Origin of the sequence: Flectobacillus sp. (assembly GCF_049240685.1) — a bacterium.
Classification (GTDB): Bacteria; Bacteroidota; Bacteroidia; order Cytophagales; family Spirosomataceae; genus Flectobacillus.
The window spans coordinates 1-21,529 of the sequence record NZ_JBMLSD010000090.1 but is presented as its reverse complement, the minus strand read 5'-3'; the positions used below and the strand labels follow the sequence as shown (position 1 = coordinate 21,529).

General features: G+C 38.3%; 15 protein-coding genes. 9 read left to right on the top strand and 6 right to left on the bottom strand.

Annotated elements, in window-relative coordinates:
* Window positions 1-100: 100 nt before the first annotated feature.
* Entirely contained in the window at window positions 101-712 is a 612-nt protein-coding gene (locus tag ACOVQ4_RS04290) for a TetR/AcrR family transcriptional regulator (RefSeq protein WP_421819419.1), read from the bottom strand.
* Between the two features lie 137 nt (window positions 713-849).
* Here ACOVQ4_RS04290 and ACOVQ4_RS04285 point away from each other — a divergent pair, with 137 nt between their 5' ends.
* Both ACOVQ4_RS04285 and ACOVQ4_RS04280 read left to right on the top strand, forming a co-directional pair.
* Window positions 850-1,839 carry a Brp/Blh family beta-carotene 15,15'-dioxygenase gene (locus tag ACOVQ4_RS04285; protein ID WP_421819418.1) on the top strand — a complete coding sequence of 330 codons (990 nt, stop codon included), beginning with the start codon at window positions 850-852 and terminating at the stop codon, window positions 1,837-1,839.
* Window positions 1,840-1,978: 139 nt separating this feature from the next.
* Window positions 1,979-2,809, top strand: a complete 831-nt coding sequence (locus ACOVQ4_RS04280; RefSeq protein WP_421819417.1) for a rhomboid family intramembrane serine protease — start codon at window positions 1,979-1,981, stop codon at window positions 2,807-2,809.
* A 306-nt stretch (window positions 2,810-3,115) separates the two neighbouring features.
* Here ACOVQ4_RS04280 and ACOVQ4_RS04275 read toward each other — a convergent pair whose 3' ends face one another.
* Window positions 3,116-5,320 (bottom strand): sodium-translocating pyrophosphatase, encoded by a 2,205-nt coding sequence (locus ACOVQ4_RS04275; protein ID WP_421819416.1) that lies wholly within the window; start codon window positions 5,318-5,320, stop codon window positions 3,116-3,118.
* A 430-nt stretch (window positions 5,321-5,750) separates the two neighbouring features.
* Between ACOVQ4_RS04275 and ACOVQ4_RS04270 the strand changes: the two genes are divergently transcribed.
* A complete protein-coding gene (locus ACOVQ4_RS04270; protein WP_421819415.1) occupies window positions 5,751-8,267 on the top strand; it encodes a PIG-L family deacetylase in 2,517 nt (838 codons plus the stop codon).
* A gap of 349 nt (window positions 8,268-8,616) precedes the next feature.
* Here ACOVQ4_RS04270 and ACOVQ4_RS04265 read toward each other — a convergent pair whose 3' ends face one another.
* Window positions 8,617-11,247, bottom strand: coding sequence for a DUF5686 and carboxypeptidase regulatory-like domain-containing protein (locus tag ACOVQ4_RS04265; RefSeq protein WP_421819414.1), 2,631 nt, complete (start codon window positions 11,245-11,247; stop codon window positions 8,617-8,619).
* 163 nt (window positions 11,248-11,410) lie between these two features.
* The gene (locus ACOVQ4_RS04260; protein ID WP_421819413.1) at window positions 11,411-12,274 is read right to left on the bottom strand and encodes an alpha/beta hydrolase; all 864 of its coding nucleotides are present in this window, start codon (window positions 12,272-12,274) and stop codon (window positions 11,411-11,413) included.
* A 368-nt stretch (window positions 12,275-12,642) separates the two neighbouring features.
* On the opposite strand from ACOVQ4_RS04260, the gene ACOVQ4_RS04255 reads away from it, so the two are divergent.
* From ACOVQ4_RS04255 to ACOVQ4_RS04230, 6 genes are all read left to right on the top strand, one after another.
* Window positions 12,643-13,347 (top strand): esterase family protein, encoded by a 705-nt coding sequence (locus ACOVQ4_RS04255; protein ID WP_421819412.1) that lies wholly within the window; start codon window positions 12,643-12,645, stop codon window positions 13,345-13,347.
* Window positions 13,348-13,407: 60 nt separating this feature from the next.
* The gene (locus tag ACOVQ4_RS04250) at window positions 13,408-14,385 is read left to right on the top strand and encodes an ATP-grasp domain-containing protein (RefSeq protein ID WP_421819430.1); all 978 of its coding nucleotides are present in this window, start codon (window positions 13,408-13,410) and stop codon (window positions 14,383-14,385) included.
* A gap of 70 nt (window positions 14,386-14,455) precedes the next feature.
* Window positions 14,456-15,559, top strand: a complete 1,104-nt coding sequence (locus ACOVQ4_RS04245; protein WP_421819411.1) for a carboxylate-amine ligase — start codon at window positions 14,456-14,458, stop codon at window positions 15,557-15,559.
* Window positions 15,560-15,869: 310 nt separating this feature from the next.
* A complete protein-coding gene (locus ACOVQ4_RS04240; RefSeq protein WP_421819410.1) occupies window positions 15,870-16,721 on the top strand; it encodes a type 1 glutamine amidotransferase in 852 nt (283 codons plus the stop codon).
* A 62-nt stretch (window positions 16,722-16,783) separates the two neighbouring features.
* Entirely contained in the window at window positions 16,784-17,980 is a 1,197-nt protein-coding gene (locus ACOVQ4_RS04235) for a hypothetical protein (RefSeq protein WP_421819409.1), read from the top strand.
* A 3-nt stretch (window positions 17,981-17,983) separates the two neighbouring features.
* Window positions 17,984-19,237, top strand: coding sequence for an aspartate aminotransferase family protein (locus tag ACOVQ4_RS04230; protein WP_421819408.1), 1,254 nt, complete (start codon window positions 17,984-17,986; stop codon window positions 19,235-19,237).
* A 126-nt stretch (window positions 19,238-19,363) separates the two neighbouring features.
* On the opposite strand, the gene ACOVQ4_RS04225 is transcribed toward ACOVQ4_RS04230, so the two are convergent.
* A complete protein-coding gene (locus ACOVQ4_RS04225; protein ID WP_421819407.1) occupies window positions 19,364-20,173 on the bottom strand; it encodes a mechanosensitive ion channel family protein in 810 nt (269 codons plus the stop codon).
* A gap of 293 nt (window positions 20,174-20,466) precedes the next feature.
* Window positions 20,467-21,423 (bottom strand): TIM barrel protein, encoded by a 957-nt coding sequence (locus ACOVQ4_RS04220; protein WP_421819406.1) that lies wholly within the window; start codon window positions 21,421-21,423, stop codon window positions 20,467-20,469.
* Between the last annotated feature and the right edge of the window lie 106 nt (window positions 21,424-21,529).

Genomic DNA, 21,529 nt, shown 5'->3' with positions numbered 1-21,529 from the left:
ACTATTTGGTTAAAAATTTACTTTTAAAAAAGTAACAAACTAGTAGAATAAACTTTGGGCGGACTACTGATTTGTTACTGTGTCGAAAAAAAGGTAAATATCACAAAACAATTGAATGATATACCATTTCGTAGATTTCCTTTTTACGTTGTTTTAAGAGCTCTTGATACATTTCTTCAGGAACTTGCATCAACACCTTTTGAAAAATAGACCTTCCCATAAAAGGGAATACACACATCGAAACAATATTCATTAGTAAATGTGCGGGGTTGATTGGTCTGATTTGTTTAGTTTCAATTGCGTTGGCAATTTCCATAACCATCTGACCAATCATAGGTTTGAGCCCATTTTCTTCAAAAGCGCCCACAATGAGATTCGCATTACGCGACAACTCATTGGCTACAAAAAGAGGTAATTCTTGGTTTGCTAACAAAAAATCCAAATAGGCATCGATAAAGGCCTGAATCTTTTCAAAAATGGGTTTTTCGGATTGAATAATTGTATTGAGATTAGGAATAAGTTTACCTACAATTCCTGCAAATACTCTTTTGAATAATTGTTCCTTATTCCGAAAGTAATAATGTAATAGTGCTTTGTTAATACCTGCATTGTCTGCAATCTCCTGCATACGAGCGCCGTCCCAGCCTTTTTCGATAAACACCTTTCTTGCTGCAATTAAAATCTTTTCCTCTGTTGTTATCTCTACTTCCATTTTTATCAAAAGGTTTAACCATTTGGTTAAATATGTTTCAAAGTAATAATATCCGCTTGGTATAAACAAGTAATTTGAAGAAAATTTTCTCTGAAACTTTTTGAACACAATTTCAGCTTATAAATAAGCAAGAACAATTGATTACCTTTGTTTTTCAAGTAAAAATTCAATCGCACGTGGTAAAGTATTTCAAGAGTATAGCCTACAATCCGACAAGTTTGACGATTTTTCTGGGCACCTTATTACTAGTTTGGCAAGAATTGCAAGGTGGTTTGTCAATATGGGTACAAATCTTTTTTGCTTTTGGTTTTGTATTTTTTATAGGTATTCCGCACCGAACACTCGACATTTGGTTGGAACAAGAACAGTTTCGTAGAGCAGGGAAGGTGTACAAAAAATGGACTTTTTATGTACGTTATCTTCTTGCTATAATCTTATTTGGATTGCTCTGGTGGTATTGGCCTACTGGAAGCGTGTTTTTATTTCTGATTGTTACGGCGTGGCATGTAGGTGAGTCAGATTTGAAATCGCTACAAGCCAATAACTTAATTTGGACTTTGACTCGTTACAGCTATGGAATAATGATTGTTTTGTGGCTATTTTTAGGTCATGGCAGTCAAACTAGCATTTTATGGGCAAGCATTACCCGCCAAGATATGCTTATGATGCAAATATGGCTTATATTAATAGCATCAAAGGGATTAATCATTGGGGGAGTTTGCCTGATAACATTTGTCTTGTTATTGCTGGCTCAATACAAAAATCCATCCGTATTTACTGTAAGGAAAATAATAGCCTTGGTAATCATCTTAGTATTATGCGAGTATCTTCCTTTGTTACCTGCATTGGCTTTGTATTTTGGTGGTTGGCATGCAGTCAACGCTTTTTCGGATGCACATCGCTATTTTTTACCAGAGGGACGAAGTACTAATTCTGCATTTCAGTTATGGTTACATGCCATGCCGATTACCCTTGTTGCCGTAGTTATGACCTTGGGATATGCGTACTTTTGGGCTGCCTTCGCCAAAAGTATGAACCCAATCCCAGTGATGTACCTTTTGGTAATGTGTACTACATTCCCGCATCAATGGCTTATAGGACAAATTAACCGAGATCGGAATTCTTAAAAAAAGTTAACTTTCTAATCATGAGCTCTAAACGTTAAATTTAGGGCTTTTATGTTTTAGATTGAGACCAAGTAGAAGGTTTAGTTTGTTATATAAAAAATGTAATTTAGTAGTCTTAACTCATTTTTACCATCATACCATGATTGCTCTATTCATAATAGGAATCACCTTAGTGTTTACCTATCAAGGTTTTCGTGACTTTTTATTTTTCGATAAATATAAATTTCACGTTTTTCCAATACTCTTACAAAAGGACTACAAACGCCTATTAACCTCGGGGTTTTTGCATGTCGATTGGATACATTTCTTTTTTAATATGTACAGTTTGTACGTATTTTCAGAATTGACGATTGGTATATTTGGGGAGGCAAAATTTTTGGTTCTTTATCTCGGAAGTATTGTTGGTGGCAACCTTATATCTATTTTAATTCATAAAAAAGACGATGGATATACCTCGGTTGGTGCCTCTGGTGGGGTGTTTGGAATCATGTTTGCGTCTATTGCAGTATTCCCTGAGATGGGATTAAGAATCATGTTTATTCCTATTTCATTACCTGCTTGGATTTTTGGTCTGCTGTATTTGGGTGTTTCTATTTATGGTATTAAGTCTAATAAGGATAATATCGGTCATGATGCGCACTTGGGAGGCGCCATTATTGGGATGCTGATGGCAATTTTGTTTATACCTCAAATCCTACAGGACAATCTCTGGGTAATTTTACTTCTTCTAATCCCTTCATTGATATTTATTTACATCATAGTGACTCGTCCGTATTTGTTGTTGATAGATAATTTTTATTTCAAAAATAATCAACAGCATGATACTATCGACGAAAGATACAATGCGAATAAGGTGAAGAAACAGCATGAAATAGATGAAATTTTGGATAAAATTGCCTCTAAAGGAATCGAAAGTTTGAGCGCTAGCGAAAAGGCTGCCTTAGAGGAGTATTCTAAAAGAATGAACTAGGGAAGGAAAGGATATTTAGGATTATTTCTTTTAAGTAACAGAAAGTTATTAGTGTATCAGTTATTTGAATGAACTCATAATCAAATGAGTATTTCAGTAAATCTAGTAGATATATTGTTCAGTTTATCTTTCTTGCTCCTCAATATGATTCATCTCTAATTGAGTGACTAATCTAAAATTTGTATTCCAGCAGTAGAGACGCAATGCTTGCGTCTTACGCCGAGTAAAATTTAGCATGATTGTATCAAAAAAATCGCTCGGAAATTTGTTTTCCGAGCGATTTTTTAATCAAATATTTATCAAAGTTTAGCTCTTGTTTGAAGCTGGAATCTTCACAACTTTTGCGGTGGTCTTTTCAATTTTTTGTAATTCTTTTTGCCCAACTGAGGCATCCGATTTTACTGCGATATATGGAGCAATTACCAAGGATACAATCGACATCAATTTAATCAAGATATTCATTGATGGCCCAGAAGTATCTTTGAAAGGGTCACCAACTGTATCACCAGTTACAGAGGCCTTGTGCGGTTCTGATTTTTTGTAATAGGTTTCTCCATTGATTTGTACCCCTTTTTCAAATGATTTTTTGGCATTGTCCCAAGCACCACCTGCATTGGATTGGAACATTCCCATCAAAACTCCTGACACTGTTACGCCCGCCAACATACCACCTAATACCTCGGGGCCAAAAATGAAGCCCACAATCACAGGCGAAATTAAAGCGATGGCTCCCGGTAGCATCATTTGTCTAATGGATGCCTGAGTTGAAATTGCCACACATTTTTCGTATTCAGGTTCAGCCTTATATTCCATTATACCTGGAATCTCACGGAACTGGCGACGTACTTCGTTTACCATCTCCATGGCTGCTTTACCTACAGCCGAGATACATAAAGCACTAAAAATGAATGGAATCATACCGCCTACAAACAAACCAGCCAATACATCGGCTTTGTAGATATCAATCGCTTTAATACCTGCAATTCCAACAAAAGCCGCAAATAATGCCAATGAAGTCAGTGCAGCAGATGCAATGGCAAAACCTTTTCCTGTAGCAGCAGTGGTGTTACCAACAGCATCCAAATTGTCGGTACGTCCGCGTACTTCAGAAGGAAGTTGGGACATTTCGGCAATACCACCTGCATTGTCAGCAATAGGGCCAAAAGCATCAATTGCCAATTGCATAGCTGTAGTAGCCATCATACCAGCTGCTGCGATTGAAACACCATAGAGACCAGCAAATTTATACGATAAGATAATACCTGCTGCCAAAACGATGATTGGTAGTACAGTCGACTCCATACCTACAGCCAAACCACCAATAATGTTTGTAGCATGTCCTGTTCCTGATTTTTCGATAATAGATAACACAGGACGTTTACCCATAGCTGTATAATATTCTGTTATGGCAGACATCAATGCCCCAACCACTAAGCCAACGATAATAGCAAAAAATACCCCATTAGAAGAGAATTCAAATCCACGCAAATTGAGTGTTTCGGGTAATAAGTGATGTACCAAGAAATACGAAGCCACGAAAGTAATCGCAATCGAAAGCCAGTTGCCCAAGTTTAATGCATTTTGAACAGAAGCAGTTTCGCTAGAAATTCTTACAAAAAAAGTAGATACCAAAGATGCCAAAAGTCCAACACCTGCAATCAGCATTGGTAAAATGACAGGAGAAAAACCTCCAATATGGTCTGTTACTTGGATTTCTTGTCCCAAAACCATAGTTGCCAGGATAGTTGCCACATAAGAGCCAAACAAATCGGCACCCATACCAGCCACATCGCCCACGTTATCACCCACGTTATCGGCAATGGTTGCTGGGTTGCGCACATCATCTTCAGGGATACCTGCCTCAACTTTACCTACCAAGTCGGCACCCACATCGGCTGCTTTTGTGTAAATACCCCCACCCACACGCGCAAATAGTGCGATAGATTCAGCACCAAGTGAAAAGCCTGCGAGTACCTCAATTGCCTTTTTCATTTCGACAGAAGTAAGCTCATGACCAGCGGCAAACATTTGATAAAAAATAATAAACAAACCTCCCAGACCAAGAATAGCCAGACCAGCAACTCCCATCCCCATTACAGAACCACCAGTAAACGACACTTCTAATGCCTTTGAGAGCGATGTTCGAGCTGCTTGGGCAGTTCTTACGTTGGCCTTTGTGGCTACTTTCATCCCAATATAGCCAGCTGTTGCCGAAAATACCGCACCAATCAAAAAGGCTAAAGCAATGACTGGTGAAGAATGAATAGGATGGTCGGGTGTACCTTCATCCGATCCCAACCAGAACAATAATATAGCGGTTGGTATGGCAAAATAGGCTAGAATTTTCCATTCGGCTTTAAGAAAAGCAATGGCTCCGTCGGCAATGTATCCTGAGAGTTTTTGCATGTTTTCGTCTCCCGTTGGTTGATTCGAAACCCAATTAAAACGCCAAAATGTGTACAACAAGCCTACAAGACCCAAAGCTGGAACTAAATAAATAATGTCATTCATAAGAGTTAAATAGTTTGGTTGGTTAAAATGTTGAATAAATGAGATTTATAAGAACACTTACGTTTGTATTTGGGCAAAATGCCCTACCATGCAAATATAATTTTTGCTTTGATATAAAAAAATTATTCCAAGATTTTATTGTATTTATTTTATATGATAATTGTACTCGTTTCGTGCTTGGTTTTGGTTAGCAAATTGTATTTTTTTTGACCACAAAAAGAAAAGAAAAAGGGATGAATCGCACTGACAATTATCAATTCTCGACTTTGGAGATAGACTACAGAAATCTGTTACTATCTCCAATTGGTCGAGTTTACCCAACAATTGGTCTGAATTGCATCAAACACCCAATGGAAAAGTTTAGTTTTGCAAATATTGTAATGATAAATACTGCCTTTAGAAAGACTTCATAAAAATTGATTTTATTCTTATGCGAAAAAACCACCCATTAAACCGCTTGATTTGCCAAGTGTTGGCGGCTTCGGCTTTAAGTTTTGGTGCAACTGCCCAAATGATTAAGCCTATGCCAACAGGCGAAGTGATTCTCAATCTAAAAAAATTAAATGTTTTGGGTTCTGCCATGTACATTGCGGCGCATCCAGATGATGAAAATACGATTATGCTATCTTGGCTTGCCAAGGAGCGAAAGGTTCGTACTGCTTATTTATCCATTACTCGTGGTGATGGCGGTCAGAACTTGATAGGCCCAGAACAGGCTGAATTAATGGGTTTGATCCGTACACAAGAGCTTTTGGCGGCTCGTTCGATTGATGGCCCAGAGCAATACTTTACAAGAGCTAATGACTTTGGTTTTTCGAAAACTACAGAGGAAACACTTCAAATTTGGGGAAAAGACGCCGTATTAGGTGATGTAGTTTGGCGTATTCGTAATCTTCGTCCTGATGTGATTATATGTCGTTTTCCGCCAGATGCTCGTGCCGGACACGGCAACCACTCGGCTTCTGCGGCTTTGGCTGAGGAGGCATTCGTCGCTGCTGCTGATCCTTCTAAATTTCCAGAACAATTAAAATATGTTAAACCTTGGCAAGCCAAGCGTATTGTTTGGAATACCTTCAATTTTGGCACGGTAGCTCAAACACAAAAACCTGCTGAGAAGGATTTTATTCAAGTTGATATTGGCGTGTATAATCCTCTATTGGGTAAATCTTATAACGAAATTGCCGCTGAAAGCCGTTCTCAACACAAATCTCAAGGTTTTGGCGTTCCTCGTGGTCGTGGGGCTCGTCCAGAATATTTGGTACACAAAGCGGGAGAAAAGGCCACAAAAGATGCTTTTGATGGTGTCGATATCACTTGGAGCCGTGTAAAAGGGAGTGAAGGGATTCAGGATTTAATCGATGAGGCCATTGCAAAGTTTAATCCTGAGAAACCTGAAACTATCGTGCCGATTTTGGTAAAGGCTTACCAAAAGGTAGAAGGTATTCAGGATGAATATTGGAAAACTCAAAAGAAAAAAGAATTAGAAAATCTGATTGTGGCATGCTCTGGACTTTATTTTGAAGCGAATCCCAATGAGTTTTCGGCGGTACGTGGCGAAAAAGTGAATGTGGCTTTAAGTTATATCAAACGTTCGGACGCTAATGTTTCTTTGAAAAAAGTACACTTGACTGGTTTTGAAAAAGATACAACTTTGACTCAATCGCTTGGTAATAATGAGTTGAATCGCATTACTTTTCCTGTTATGATTCCTGCCAACCAACCTTTGACACAGCCATATTGGTTAGCCGAAAAGAAAATGGGCAAAGGAATGTACCGTGTAGATGATGCCTCGATTATCGGTCTGCCCGAAAAACCAGCAGATTTGCAAGCCGAATTGACTTTCACAATTGAAGGCAAAGACTTTACTTTCAAAACGCCTGTCATCTATAAATATACCGACGAGGTTAGAGGTGAGTTGTATCGTACTTACGAAATTCGACCTGAAGTAACCGCCAACATTGCTGATAAAGTATATGTTTTTGCTGATAATCAACCAAAAGAAGTGGAGGTTACACTCAAGGCAAACAAAGCCGATGCGCGTGGTAGTATAGCGCTAGAAGTGCCAAAAGGATGGAAAGTAGACCCGACGACCACCATTTTCCAGTTCTCAAATAAATACCAAGAACAAAAAGTTGTGTTTAAAGTATCGCCTGCTGACATTACCCATACAGGAGCAAGCGAGGCGACTTTTCGTGCAGTGGTAACTACACCTAGTGGAACATCGGACAAAGGTTTACTGACAGTGGCGTATGACCATATTCCTCCTCAAACCTTGTTCCCTATAGCAGAGGCTAAAATTGTGAAGTTGGATATTAAGAAAAAGGGTAATAATATTGGTTATATCATGGGTGCGGGCGACGAAGTGGCTTCTGCCTTGCGCCAGATTGGATATAAAGTTACCATGCTAGGAGAGAAGGAATTGGATGAAGATTTGAGTAAATACGACGCTATTGTGGTTGGTGTACGAGCTTATAATACGGAGCCACGTCTAAAATTCTACCAAAAGAAATTGATGGAGTATGTTCAAAATGGTGGAAATATGATAGTGCAATATCAGGTGAATAATAACCTACAAAAAATTGATGGAGGCTTAGGTCCGTACGATTTCAAACTTTCGCGTGACCGTGTAACAGTGGAGGAAGCCGAAATTAGATTCTTGAAGCCCGAGCACCCAATTTTGAATGTGCCTAACAAAATAACTGCAAAGGATTTTGACGGCTGGATTCAGGAAAGAGGTTTGTATTTTTCAAACGAATGGGATGGTAAGTATGAAACCATTATTTCTTCAAATGACCCCAATGAAAAACCAGCAGATGGAGGTTTGTTATACGCCAAATATGGAAAAGGAAATTATATCTTTACAGGGTATGCGTTTTTCCGTCAACTTCCCGCAGGCGTTTCGGGTGCATATAGACTATTTGCTAACTTGATATCGGTAGGGAAGTAGGTTTGTGAGTGGCAAAGTGATTGAGGCACAAAGGCACAAAGGCACAAAGTGAGTGGTAAAGAGATTAAGGCACAAGGTGAGTCATCTCTAATTTAGTGATTTAGTAAATTAGTAATTGTGTTGAGGCTAAATTTACCAGTAGAGACGCAATGATTGCGTCTCAAGACAAGACAGCTTAGTCTCAAAAAAGGCGTTCGAAAAACTAATTTCGAACGCCTTTTTTGATGGATGCTTGGGAAATAACACGAATGTTAGAGTTAGGAATGACTTTTTTAAACCAGTAGATTACTCAACCAAATTCACCTGATCACTTTGTGCCTTTGTGCCTCGTCCACTGTTCCCTCAAACCCTATCTACTAAACTTCAATCTCAACGCTGTTGCGTCGTATTTTCCATTGATAAAGTTGCTTACGACTTCTAGTCCAAATATTTTACCGATCCCTGAAACTCCGTAACCTACCTCGAGGTAATTGAAGTTTTTATTGCCTGTGTAGAGATAATTTGCAAATACGGATTCTTTCAAACCATACAATCTCAATAGATTGATTTTTGTAAGCAATAAAGACCTGAAATCTTGTTGTGCATGTGCCTCTACATACGAGCCATTGGTGCTGTAATTGTAATAATCAAGATTTCTGAAAGAATTAAAGAGCCCTTCTCTTCTAAATAGTACTTGATTACCATTAAAGTGCTTGTAGTCGAGGAAATAGCTTGGTTTTTTTAAGAAATCTCCAGCAGTTACCATAAGGCGAAGGTCTCCCAGACGTTTGAGGTCGAAGACCTGTTCGTACTCAATTTCGGTATTATTAAAATCTCCTGTACCACTAAAACCCCATTTGCTTCTAATTCTGAAATTTGGATTGCGGTAGTTCGAGATAAATTCGCGTCCATTAAATTTGCTTGTTTTAGCAAAAGGACGAATGGATAGTCCCGCGCTTAGAATTTGAATAGAATGATTAGTCCATGATACATCCGAGAGTTCGCTATTTGTCGGCAAATTGCTACTGAACTCCCTGTTTTTATTGTCGAAAATAGGTTTTGTATTGGCAATATTTTCTAATATATGTCGTTGGGCTGTTTCAAACGAAAGACTTCCTGTAAGCTTCGGCGATATCTGATGACGAAGCTCTATTTGACCGAAGGCTTTTTCGTAAACCTTCATATAATTTTGTTCAAATAAGAGGGAGTAGATAGAGTTGACAAATGGAGTAATCGGTTGGTTTTGATTGTATTGGTACACAAATTGACCACCTTTTACCGATAACTGTGTGTATTTATAAACAAATGTTCCATAAAGTAAACCAGTCAACTTATTTCTTCCGAAAGAGTAGCGTAAATCAGTTCCGATTTCCAAACGACTCAGTAATTTGTTTCGCTTGATATATTTCAAGCCTGTTTCCAAATAGAACCCTTCAACTGTATTGTAGTAAGAACCATCAACATTTGAATTGGCCATAGCTGGCGACGAAAAGGATAAAGTTTTTTGGTATCCGTACAAAGGCGTTCTGGGACCATAGTTATAAGTATGACCAGACCAAATATGGCTTAATTTGAACTTAGGTAGGTTTTTGATAGAATCCTTCTTGATTTTTTCTTCATTTACCTTATTTAGACTATCGGCTTGCTTATAGCCGACTACTTCATATTCGGTAAGTGGAACTTGACGCTCGGTATTCCAAAAATCATTGCTACGTTTTGTTGATAAAGAATCTATATCCAAACTATAGTCTCGAATGACATTTACCTCTTGTTTTTGTGCCTTTTTCTCAGCCTTGTCTTCTTTTTCTAAATCCTTGAGTACTTTTTTGAGTTGCTTGCGCGTCATGGATTGCTGTTTTAAGGCCAAATTTTTATCCACCTTTTGACCTTTCAATTCTTTTGCTTCTGCTTTATCGATTTTCTCATCTATTACTACAGGTTGCTGATGGTATTTGGGATTGATATTTACATTATAGTTGCGAACATTGGTCACATAGCGACCTTCTGCAACAACTCCAAATGCGTCGAAATTAAATCCAGAATCCATATAAACGGGCATCCAAACATCCTTGAAAGGAGAGTAAAGCTGTTTGAGTGTATAGTTGCCATTTTCATCATTAAACTTCAAATCAAGACTATGAATCGCCCAAGTATCTTCGATGATATTGATAGTACCAGAAAATACATCTGGACCCCAAGATTTGGGCGTTACCTTAATTTTATTGACTTGTACACCTCTGTCTTCAAACATGCCTTCAAAACTAAATCTGTAATAGGCCAGTGCACTTGGAGATAATGGCGAGACGAGCCCTCCCATGTTGGGTACATAAAAATTGGTACGTGCAAAGGTGATAATATTGCCGCTACTCTGCTGTATTTGTTTGGGGAAATTACTTCTACTCGATACAATTTTTTCTTTTACCGTATTTGGTTGCGAAAAATTGATATCGTTGATGGATTCAAGAATATAAGTCTGTCCAATTTTTAACCCTAATTCTTTTTCCATCTTGTTTCCAGCTACAGCTTTTAGCAGTTTTGAGACAGAATTAATTTTACCTGTTCCTTTTACGTAGGTTCTGGCAGTGTAGCTATTGACTTCTAATATATGAAATCTTGCCATTGAAATAGCCTTCCGCATGATGGTGTAGGCGGGGTCTTCCGTTTTTGCCGAAAATTTTACTTCGTTTAAGCTAATGGATTGCTCTTCGAGGTTGACATTGAGTGTTACATACTCATTCTGGACATTTACTGTTTTTTCGAGAGATTTATGACTTAAATATTGGAAAACAATGGTGTAGGTTCCACTAGGAAGAGACAGCTCATACAGACCGTCTTCGTTGGCCATTGTACCTCTGTTTTGTCCTTTGACAAGAATTGAAGCAAAAGAGAGGGATTCACCTTTTACGTTTTTGATACTGCCTTTAATTCCGCTATCAGCCAAGCTCTGATTAGAAATTAAATAGCATAGAATAAAAGCAATTACTCCTTGTAGTAGTTTCATATAATAGTAAACGGGGTTATTACCTTCCCAATTTTGATTAGGAAGCGTAGGATTGAGGTTGAGTTTATTGAGTTAAAAAAGTAGGTTAATTCAAGATTCGTTGGCAAGATACGTGGTAAGCGACTAAAGTGTTTAGTCGTTAACAAAAATTAAGAAATAATCACTAGGGCTTCACAAAAGCCCATTTCAGGAACTCTGGCATTACCTTTCCCCAAGTTTGAGTATTGTGTTCTCCACCTTCAACTTGATGATACTGCGTGTCAGTATTTGGGCGATATCCTTTTTGATGTAGCTCCTTTAATAAGTCTAGAGTGTCATCAATGGCATCGATTACACCATTGTTATTTCTGTCGTCTTTTTCATCGTTTGTTCCTGCTTCAAACCAAAATTTCAATCCAGCTTTATACAATCCAGCTCGTACCAATTTGTGAATGATACGATCATGCTCGTCGGTATACCCATCCTCTCTTTGTCGCCACCAAAAGGCACCCGAAAACACACCAACTTTGGAGAATACATGGGCATTATGCCAAACGATATCAAAGGCCGATAATCCACCCAGCGAAAAGCCTGCGAATATCCTAGCTTCAGGTTCTCTTCTCAAAGGATAATGATGCTCCAAATAAGGAATCAGTTCATTGATTACAAATAGGCTGTAAAGTCCAGCTTTGGTTCCTCTGTTTTTGTAATCGGCTTGAGCTGCGGTACCATACTCCAATATCCTTTCGTGGTTACAGTGCACACCAACTGTCAAAAATGGCGTAGTATGTTTCTCACTCAAAACTTGGTTTACTGCAGATTGCATTTGCAAAGCCTCAAAGTCTTGCCCATCATTAACCAAAAGTAAGGAGAGTTTGTTTTGCTGGGTTGTCGGAATAAGAATGCTTAGATGGACTGTTCGTTGTAAGTATTGAGAGTAAATACTGTCGTTTTTAAGTGTGGTTTGCTGTATTATCATAAGTGATTTTTGTGAGAAGCTGAACAATGAAAATAAGAATTGTATCAACAAGGTTAAAGTTAATTTCATAAAAATATAGTTTGTTGTTTGAAAATAGAAGTTTTAATACAATAATGTTCTACGATTGAATGACATCTCTAGGCGCAATTACCCTCAACATTGGTAAAGTACAAATTTTACTGCAAGGTCGTTTAAAATGTTTTTTTTAGTTTTTTTCTTGAAAATTTTACTAGATACCAATCAATCTTTGGTGAAAGCATAAATTAATGAGTTAATTATTTTGAAAAATTTTGAAAATAAAAAACAATGCCTATTTTTAAGAAAAATCCTCCAAGGAATCGCTGTTCATTCAAGTCAAAACACCTTGCTTTTCCTTTGAAATACAATTTTTGACTTTCGGCTTGAACAGTTTTAACACTTCAAAAAACATAAATTTTATGCAGGAAAGATATATCAAGTATTATTCGCATCATTTGGGGGCCGACAACGAAATCTTAATCTATGGACATTGGGGGTATCCAGTAATTGTATTCCCTACCACGATGGGGCGTTACTACGAAGCCAAGGATTTTAAATTAATTGATTCTGCGAAGGGGCTAATCGATGAAGGGAAAGTGAAAATATATTGTCCCGACAGCATCGATAAATACTCTTGGTATGGAAAACACCTTCATCCGTCTGAACGAATCCAAAATCATATCTATTTTGACCAATATCTCAACGAAGAGCTAATCCCTGCGATTCAGCGAGAATGTGGGGTAGAAAAGGTGGCCGTGGCAGGGTGTAGTTTCGGTGGTTTTCATGCTGCAAATTTTGCTTTTCGTCACCCCGATAAAGTATCCCATCTATTCACAATGGGGGCAGCATTCGATATTCGTTCTTTCATGAGTGGCTTTTACAATGACCAAGTTTACTTCAATAACCCACCTGATTATCTTCCGAATTTAAACGACGCTAATCTTTGGAAAATGAAAATAATTTTGGGCACTTGTAATGCTGATTTCTGTAAACCCGAGACCGAACGTCTTTCGGGCATACTTGCCAGCAAGCATATAGACCACTGGCTGGATGTCCGCTGGCATGGCACGCACGATTGGCCTATTTGGCGCGAGATGTTTCCAGAATATCTTTCAAAAATATAGCAAACTGTTTAAAGGAAATTTCAATAAGTTCATTCAACAAAAATTTTACAATTAATAATGATGAAAAAAATCGGTATTCTACATGGTATGGAAAATACTTTTCCAGAGGCATTTGTGGAGCGTGTAAATCAAATTGCTCCCAAAGGAATTATGGCAGAAAGGGCGTTAATTGATAAAGTAATACAAGGAGAATCTTCTGGCTATGATGTAATTATCGACCGTATCTCGCAGGATGTTCCTTTTTATCGTGCTATGTTAAAAAACACGGCGATGGCGGGTACTGCCGTAATCAATAATCCTTTTTGGTGGAGTGCAGATGAGAAGTTTTTTAATAATGCTTTGGCGGTTAATATTGGTGTTCCTGTACCAAAAACTGTAATTCTGCCTTCAAAGGTTCGACCAGACGATACCTCGGATACTTCGTTCAGAAACCTGAAATTTCCAATGCCTTGGGGTGATATTTTTGAATATATCGGTTTTCCTGCTTACATGAAGCCCCACTCGGGCGGTGGTTGGAAAAATGTTTACAAAGTAAGAAATCCCGACGAGTTATTTTCAGCATACGATGAAACTGGTCAGTTGGTAATGCTTTTGCAAGAGGAAATTCAATTTACAGATTATTTCCGCTGTTATTGCATTGGTGGAAAAGAGGTAAGAATAATGCCATACGAGCCTCGTAATCCTCATCATTTGCGTTATGATGCCCAATTACCAACAGGACCCGCCGCTAAAAAATTATTGGCAACCGTCAAGCAATACGTATTAGCGCTAAATCATGCGCTCGGTTATGACTTCAATACCGTAGAGTTTGCCGTGCGTGATGGGGTGCCGTATGCGATTGACTTCTGTAACCCTGCTCCAGATGCCGATGTGAAATCGGTAGGTCAAGAAAATTTTGATTGGGTGGTCGAAACTGCTGCTAAATTTGCTATCGACCGTGCCAAAAAACATAAAGATGGAAAAGATAACCTTACCTGGGGAACATTTGTGCGTAGTTCGGTCGAAGGACTTTCACGTGATAAAATGATGGAGAAATAATTTTTGCCTTCTGGGATTCTATCCAGAAGGCAAATTGCCCAACTTAAAACATAACCCAACCTCACTATTTATGTCATTATTTACACTAGGAATTGAAGAAGAGTTTCAAACTATTGACCCCGAAACTCGTGATTTGCGCTCTCACATGTCAAAGATTGTGGATGGAGGAAAGATAAGTTTACAAGAAAGAGTAAAAGCAGAAATGCACCAAGCCGTGGTTGAGGTTGGAACTAATATCTGTTACAACATTCAGCAGGCACGGGAAGAGGTAATTTACTTAAGAAAACATATCATTGAACTCGCTGATGCTCAAAATCTAAAGGTCGCTGCTGCTGGCACGCACCCCTTTGCCGATTGGCAAGATCAACTAATTACAGACAACCCTCGCTATGATGCCTTGATTGACGAAATGAGAGATGTTGCTCGTGGTAACTTAATTTTTGGTCTACACGTGCATGTTGGTATAGAAAACCGAAATCAAGGTTTGGAGATACTCAATGCGGTTCGTTATTTTTTACCGCATATTTACGCCCTCTCAACTAATTCTCCGTTTTGGTGTGGCCGAAACACGGGTTTTAAATCATATCGTTCGAAGGTCTTTGATAAATTTCCCAGAACAGGTATCCCTGATTTTTTTAGTTCGGCCAGCGAGTATGATGATTATGTTAACTTATTGGTAAAAACAAATTGTATAGATGATGGCAAAAAAATATGGTGGGATATTCGCCTGCATCCGTATTTTAACACCATCGAATTTAGAATTTGTGACATTCCAATGAGAGCTGATGAAACAATTTGTTTGGCGGCTTTGATGCAGGCTTTGGTTGTAAAGATTTACAAATTGTTGAAGCAAAATCTTAACTTTAGAAGCTATCGGAAAGTACTAATCAATGAAAATAAATGGAGAGCTGCTCGCTATGGAATCCATGGGAAATTGATTGATTTTGGAAAACAGGAGGAGGTTCCCTACAGAAATCTATGTGATGAATTGCTAGATTTTGTGGATGATGTGCTCGACGAGCTGGGAAGTCGCCATGAGGTAGAATATATCCGAACCATTTTGGACAACGGTACAGGAGCCGACCGTCAGTTGGCTATCTTTGAGCAGTCTGGTGGTGATTTGAAAAAAGTAGTTGACTATATCGTTGAGGAAACTAAAATAGGGGTTTTTTAAGGCAATAGGCACTAGGCAACGAGTGTTAAAATGCTTTTTAGTAACAATAGCTGTATTTTTGCCCAATGCCCAAAGCTTAGAGCTCAAAATTAAATTATATTTAACTAACTTACTTAGGCTATTCAAAACATAAACCAAATGAAGTTTTTGAGAAATAAAGATTAGGGAAATATTAAGTTTTAGTCAAAAAAATGCTTAAAAATGGCTAATTTTGCCTGCTAATGTTAAGTAATTTAGCACTTTAAGTTGTTTTAGCATAACAAGTGCATCCACTAATTATACCTAAGCTTTCCCATCAACTTTATTTCAGATGAATCAGAATAGTCTCCGAATAGCAATACTAGATATGTACGACAACGTTGCCAATGAAGGTATGCGTTGTATTTTGAATTTGATTAAGGGTTTTGAGGAGGAATCCCACATTCCTCTCAATTATGATATCTACAATGTACGAGCCGAAATAGCTTTACCAGACCTAAGTTATGATATTTATATTTCAACGGGCGGTCCGGGTAGTCCGCTTGCTTCGGATGAACCTTGGGAACAACCTTATTTTGCCCTGATTGATGCCGTTTTCGCTTACAATCGCCGTGTAGAAGTATTGGAAGGCCTATTGAAACCAAAATATATGTTTTTGATTTGCCATTCTTTTCAGTTAGTTTCCCGACATTTAGGTATTGGCACGGTCTCAAAACGAAGAAGCACTTCTTTCGGCGTTTTTCCTGTTCACAGAACAGAGGAGGCGGGCTTAGAGCCGTTTTTTGATGGTCTTCCCGAACCTTTTTATGTGGTAGATTCACGTGACTATCAGTTAGTCCGTCCTAATAAGAAAAGAATCAAGGATTTAGGAGTTAAAATTCTTCGTCTTGAGAAGGAACGTCCTCATGTTAATTTGGAACGTGCTATTATGGCTATCCGTTTTTCTGACCAAGTTTTTGGCACGCAATTTCACCCCGAGGCGGATGGCGAAGGTATGCTTCGGTATCTACAAAAGGAGGATAAGCGCCATGCCGTGGTCAAATCTCATGGATTGGCTAAATACAATAGTATGGTCGAGCAACTGGCCGACCCAGACAAAATTTTGCTGACCGAATCGGTAATTTTACCTAATTTTTTAAAAACGGCAAGCGCAGCAATTTTAAAAACATTTTTACAAAATTAACAACGGATGGCCCTATCTGTTCACGATAAATACCCTCGGATAGGGCCGTCCGATTGAAAAATATGCATAAAGCTTCTCGACAAAACTTTAATGCTCAGTTCTCTTCTGATACCTATCAGCAATTTCTCGCATCAATTCATCAAGCATATCCTCAACAGCTAGATTTTCGTGTGGCCGAAACACCTGTTTTTGTGCCCAAAGCCTTCAAAAATCAATTGCTTGATGCCTGTGAGCATATTATTTCGGTCTTAACAGCTTCGGACTTTAAAGAAAAAACAGATAATGCCATACCGAGTGGTCAATTTGTGCCTAACGAAAACCAAAACTCCTCCTTTTTAGCGATAGACTTTGCTATTTGCCAGAATGAAATGGGCGAAATAGAGCCGCAATTGATTGAACTACAGGGCTTTCCTTCGTTATATGCTTTTCAATATTTTCTTTCAAAACAATTTCAAAATCATTATCCTATTCCTGACGATTTTGACTTCTTGTTTAGTAATTTGACTCGACCAAAATATGTCGAGTTTCTAAAGAATCTAATTGTAGGAGAGGAAAAACCAGAAAATGTTATCTTGTTGGAAATATATCCTGAAACTCAAAAAACAAGGATTGATTTCAAGGTCACTGAGGAATTATTGGGAGTAAAAGCGATTTGTATTACCAAAATTATAAAGCAGGGAAAGTTACTTTTTTACGAAGAAGCTGGAGAGCTCGTTCCAATCAAGCGAATTTATAACCGTTTGATATTTGATGATTTAGCCAATTATCCTGAGCTTCAAACTGCGTTTAACTTTACCGACGATGTTGATGTTGAGTGGGTAGGACACCCCAATTGGTTTTTTAGAATTAGCAAGTATATTTTGCCATTATTTAAACATCAATATATTCCCCAAAGTAATTATTTGTCAGATTTTCAGGGAGATTTCCCGAAGGATTTAGAAAACTATGTGTTAAAACCCTTATTTTCCTTCGCAGGAAGTGGGGTGAAAATTAATATTTCCGAAACAGACCTAAAAGAAGTTAAAACTCCCTCAGAGTATATTTTACAGCGAAAAGTTAATTATTTTCCAGTTATCGAAACTACTGATGGAAGCAAGGTAAAAGCCGAAATTCGTTTGCTGTATGGCTGGGAACAGGGAGCACCCAAACCCGTCTTACTCACCAATCTGGCCCGTTTGTCGAGAGGAGAAATGATAGGAGTGAGGTACAATAAAGACTTCGATTGGGTTGGGGGAACAGTTTGTTTTATGGAAAAATAAGAAATGAAGCCACAAAATCTTGTAATTTTGTGGCTTCATCACATATTAAACATTACGGTTTTGATTACGCAGCGTGAGTTATTTTTGAAAAACGTGGCCCAAACCTCAGATTTTCCACTAGCCTTGGAAATTGAGCGTGCCGAAGGGGTCTATTTATACGATAAAGAGGGTAAATCTTACATGGATTTGATTTCTGGTATTGGTGTATCCAATGTCGGACATCGTCACCCAAAGGTTGTGGAGGCTATCAAAGACCAAGTCGACAAGTACATGCATTTGATGGTGTATGGCGAATTTGTGCAAAGTCCGCAGGTTCAACTGGCAAAAGCATTAGTGGATTCGCTAACACCCAGCGCAGGGGATAGACCTGTATTAGACAATGTGTATTTTACCAACTCAGGAACGGAAGCAATAGAGGGAGCTATGAAGTTGGCCAAACGATATACCCAACGCACAGAGTTTGTTTCTTGCTATAACGCGTATCATGGCGCAACACAAGGGGCATTGTCGTTGTCGGGTAGCGAAAATTTCAAAAGAAATTTCAGACCTTTATTACCAATGACCAAAAATATTACCCATGGTAATATGGCTGATATTGAGAAAATTACCGTGCAAACGGCAGCAGTGATTATCGAAATTATTGGTGGGGAAGCAGGCGTTCGTATACCAACAGTTGAATATTTTCAAGCATTAAGAAAAAAATGCGATGAGGTAGGAGCACTGTTGATTATTGATGAAATACAAACAGGTTTTGGACGAACAGGCAGTTTTTGGGCGTTTGAGCAATTTGGTATTTATCCCGATGTCATCACAAGTGCCAAAGGAATGGGTGGAGGTATGCCTATTGGTGCGTTTATTGCAAATCAGAAAGTCATGAGCGTGTTTAAAGATAATCCGATTTTGGGACATATTACTACGTTTGGCGGACATCCTGTGTCGGCGGCTGCCTCATTGGCTACGATTAATTTAATTCGAGGTGAAAAATTATATGAGTCTGTTCCTGAAAAAGCCGCTTTATTTCGCTCATTGCTAGTGCATCCTAAAATTAAAGAAGTCCGCAATCAGGGTTTGATGATGGCAGTGGAATTTGCTGATTTTGAGGAGCTAAAAGGGATTATCGACCGAGCGATTGAAAAAGGTTTATTGACAGATTGGTTTTTGTTTTGTGATAATTCCATGCGAATCGCACCGCCTTTAATCATCACGGAGGCACAGATTAGAACGGCCTGTGAAATTATACTTGCTTGTATTGAATAAAAAACGGTTATCCATGATCGAGGCGCAATGCCTGCGTCTTAGGCTCAGTAAAATCTAGCATATTAGCATCAAAAAAGGGGTCGGAAAGTATTTTCCGCCCCCTTTTTTGATGAATTATCTTAATGCTCACTGATGTAAGTTTAAATGAATTTTAGGTGCTTCAATACCTTCCTTCTTCAAGTGTTCATAGACTAATTCCGTAACACCATAATAAGTTGCCCAGTAATTTTCGGACTTAGTCCAAACTCTAACATCAAACTTTAAGGCATTTTCTGACATTGAGTTTAGTAAAATATCATGCTCGCTATTCCTTAAGGCTGTTGGGCATTCATATACGGCATTTTTCAATGCTTTTTTGACAGATTCTAACGAATTTTGATTTCCCACGGCAAAAACCATATCTACTCTTATCGTTCCTTTTCCGCTAATATTGGTTATAGCAGAGGTGGCTAATGCTCCATTGGGTAAAATTAATGTTTTATTGTCTGGTGTTACCAAAATGGTATTGAAGATCTGTACCGACTCTACGGTTCCTGTAAAACCTTGCGCGCTGATCAAATCGCCAACTTTGTAAGGTTTAAAAATGAGGATTAATACACCCCCAGCAAAGTTTGATAAACTACCTTGCAAGGCTAACCCAACCGCCAAACCGGCCGCTCCAAGAACTGCTACAAAAGATGTGGTTTGTATGCCCAGAATACCTGCACAACTCAACAAAAGCATGATATTTAAAGCAACTGACACAAGCGAAAGCAAAAATGGCTGAACATCTTTATCAAAATGGCTTTTGGTCATTTTTGAACCCAGAATTTGCGATGCCTTTGCAATAATTTTACGTCCGATGATAAAAACGATAAGTGCCAATAAAATTTTTCCGCCGTACTGGGTGATTGCAAGAACGATTTGGTCTTTGAGATTTGAGAAACTAACGTCCATGATAGTAAGTGAGGTTTAAGTGAGAATTTTAATTTTCGGACGTAAATGCTTGAAATAGTCACCTTTGTAAACAAAAAAGGGAGACCGTTTTAGCCTCCCTTGGTAAAAATTAATAGTGGATAGTAATGTTCAGGTTAATATGCTTAGTTGGAAAAGTTATTAGTCTAGGCACTAGGCAAAGAGTGTTAAAAGATTTTCAATAATCACAAACATGCTTTTCTCCAAAGCCTACCGCCGAAAGCCCTTACCTGAAAGCCCTGGGCAAAATCTTAAATTTGATTTTGTCCAATAATTTACACTGACTTAATAAAATCGATACTTTTCTTTAAGGCCACATCTGGATTAGCTACTAAATCTTGCTCCACAAAATAGTGTTTTACGCCTACCTGCTTTGCCTTTTCTACAATTTCTTTAACCCCCAAAACGCCATCACCAGCAGATGTCATGTACGGGAATAATTCAAACCATTGGTTAGAGCTATTACCATCACCTGAGAAACGTTTTTTCTCCTTCATATCCTTCAAATGAAGCATGTGGTAGCGATTTTTGTATTTATCCAACAAAGCAATTGGGTCCATTCCACCAGCAGTTGTCCAATAAATATCCATTTCGAAGAACACCAAATTTGGATCTGTTTTTTCCATGATAAGCTCCAATGGGACAACTCCGTCCATCTTACTTAAGCCATATCCATGGTTATGGTACCCAAACTTCAGTCCTTCTTTCTTCGCATTTTCACCAATTTTATTGAAATCGTCGATAATTCTTTTGTAGTCATCCAAATTCTTACGACGGTCTTCAGGAATAGCAGGCAATACCACGTATTCAAAACCCAAAGCGCGTCCTGCTTCTCCAAGTTGCGGCATATTGTTGAGAAGCGTTGCTAAGTCTGTATGTGCTGAAGGAGTTTTTAAACCATTATCTTGTTGAATTTGCTTTACTTCTTTTGCTGATTTTCCGAAATATCCACTTCCACTAAATCCAAGCATTGGCGTTACCTTGCTCCAACTTTCACGAGCAGCTGCATCACTAAATGGATACGGTCCGAATAGTTCTATTTCTTTGTAACCCATTTTAGATAAGAATTGCATGGTACCTGCAAAGTCTTTATCGAGCATTTTGGGTAAAGAAAAAAGTTGAATTCCTACTTTGTTAACAAGACCCGCCTGAGCAAACAAATCGTTCCAAGGTAATAAGCTTGCTGCCAAAGCACCACCCGAAGTTTTCAGAAAATCTCTTCTAGTATTCATTATAATTGGATAGTTTTTAGATTATTTATAGATGTAAATGTAAATATTTGCTTTATTGTATCAAAAAGAATAATTGATTTTTTTGAAATATAAATGTATTACGTGC